This window comes from Myxococcus sp. CA039A, from assembly GCF_013336645.1.
Lineage (GTDB): Bacteria > Myxococcota > Myxococcia > Myxococcales > Myxococcaceae > Myxococcus > Myxococcus llanfairpwllgwyngyllgogerychwyrndrobwllllantysiliogogogochensis.
This window is the reverse complement of the sequence record NZ_JABUMQ010000618.1, coordinates 1-2010: the sequence shown is the minus strand read 5'-3', so window position 1 is coordinate 2010 and position 2010 is coordinate 1. Positions and strand designations below refer to the sequence as shown.

General features: G+C 68.3%; 2 protein-coding genes. Both read left to right on the top strand.

Translation table 11 applies throughout. The annotated features are described in order from the left end of the window. Nucleotides 1-432: imm11 family protein (locus HR086_RS46420; RefSeq protein WP_373564455.1), on the top strand; the 432-nt coding region annotated here is incomplete at its 5' end. A 208-nt stretch (nucleotides 433-640) separates the two neighbouring features. Then, on the top strand, nucleotides 641-1783 hold the full coding sequence (locus HR086_RS46415) for a serine/threonine-protein kinase (protein WP_174454259.1): 1143 nt from the start codon (nucleotides 641-643) through the stop codon (nucleotides 1781-1783). The last annotated feature ends 227 nt before the right edge of the window (nucleotides 1784-2010 follow it).

Here is a 2010-nt window from a genome sequence, read left to right as displayed (position 1 = left end):
GGCCTCACCCCCGTCGTCCACGCCTCCGTGGCCGCCATCTTCCGGGAGCTCGCCCCCGACGACGTGCAGCTCATCCCCGTGGAAGTCGAGCGCGAACCGGAGTCGTTCTTCATCCTCGTCGCCACCCGCCTGGTCCGCTGCCTGGACGAGACCGCCTGCGCGGAGGTCTCCCACTACACCGCCGAGGACGGCCCCCCCGAGCGCGTGGGTCACTACCGCACCGTTCGCGGCCTGCGCATCGACCCCGTGAAGACCGAGGGCGCCCGGGTGCTGCGCACGTGGGGCTGGCCCGTCAGCCTCATCGTCTCCGAGGGAATCAAGGAGGCCCTGGAGCACGCCGGCGTCTCCGGCGTCCGCTTCGCCGAAGTCACCCCTCCAGCCGCCCCCCGCAAACGCCGCCGCAAGTCCCGGAGCAAGCCGCGCCGGGGCTGACCCACCCGACTTCCAGAGTTTGATGCCCAAAGTGCTTGACACCGAGGGGTCGTGAACTTGTGGGGTAGGTAAACCAACTGTATCTTTCTCGCCTTACAGCTAATTCCTGAGGCGAAAGTTGGACAGGCTCGACGCGCCAGTGCCGGTTCCCGCAGAGGACGTTTACTTCGGGAAATACAGAATTCTGCAACGGCTCGCGGCGGGTGGGATGGCGCACATCTTCCTGGCCTCCATCGACGGGCCGGACGGCTTCTCCAAGCCGTGCGTCATCAAGCGGGTGCTGCCGGAGTACGCGAACCTGGAGGCGTTCAGCCGGATGTTCGCGGACGAGGCGAAGGTCGCCGCGCTGCTGACCCATCCGAACATCGTGCAGGTCTTCGACTTCGGGAAGATTGATGGCCAGTACTACCTGGCCATGGAGTGGATTCAGGGCCAGGCGTTGGACCGGGTGCTGCGGCACGCGTGGAAGTCGCACTTCCCGCTCGGCCAGCGGGTGGCGGTGGACGTGGGCATCGCCGTGGCGGACGCGCTGGCGTATGCGCACTCGAAGACGCTGCCGGACGGCACGCCCCTGAAGCTGGTGCACCGCGACGTCACGCCGGGCAACGTGCTGGTGTCGCGCGACGGCATCGTCAAGCTGGCCGACTTCGGCATCGTGAAGAGCGCGGTGAACGTCGAGCGCACCAGCGTGGGCGTGGTGAAGGGCAAGTACGCGTACATGTCCCCGGAGCAAATCACCAACCGGGAGTTGGACCACCGCTCGGACCTCTACTCCCTGGGCATCGTCCTCTACGAAGCGTCCACCGGACGCCGGCTGTTCAAGCGCGAGACGGTGGAGCAGACCATCATCGCCGCCACCCAGGTGCAGGTGACACCACCTTCACAGGTGTCACCGGGTTTCATGCCGGAGCTGGAGCGCATCATCCTGCGCCTGCTCGAGAAGGAACCCGACGCGCGCTACCAGAGCGCCCGGGAGCTGGCCATGGACCTGGAGCGCTTCCGCGCCGCGCAGAACTGGACGTCGGGCGGGCGCGAGCTGGCCACGCTGGTGACGTCGCTGTTCCCCGCCGACAAGACGGGCCACCACAACACCGCGCTGTCCGCGTTCGGCTCGTCATCCACCAGCGGCATGTCCAGCGGCGGCGTGCCCTTGGAGCGCACGCCGAACCCCAGCGTGCGGCTTGGACCTCCCGTGGAGGAGCGGACCTCTCCCACCACGCGCGGCCCGGTGGCGGACGCCGCGCTGGCCATCCCCGTGGACCTGGCAGAGCCGCCGTTCCCCTGGCCCATCGTGTTGACCGCGGGCGCCGCGGCCTGCGCCAGCGCCTTGTTCTGGTACTTCGTCGCCTGAGAATGACGGCCTTCGTGCCCGGGCTGACGTGGCGCATGCGGTGAGACCGAGAAGCGGATGAAACAGAAGACCTGGATTGCCGTCATCGTCGTCGGAACACTCGCCGTCAACGCCATGGCGTACGTCGTGATGCGCAAACGCCGCGCGACGGAGGCCATTCCCGCCACCGCCTCCGTCACGCCGCCCCGGCCTCCGTCAGCGACGACCGCGCCGCCACCGCCCGACCC

What these genes read in the sequence shown, in the direction of transcription:
- HR086_RS46415 (WP_174454259.1), top strand. Translation starts at nt 641, where the DNA reads ATGGCGCACATCTTCCTGGCCTCCATCGACGGGCCGGACGGCTTCTCC.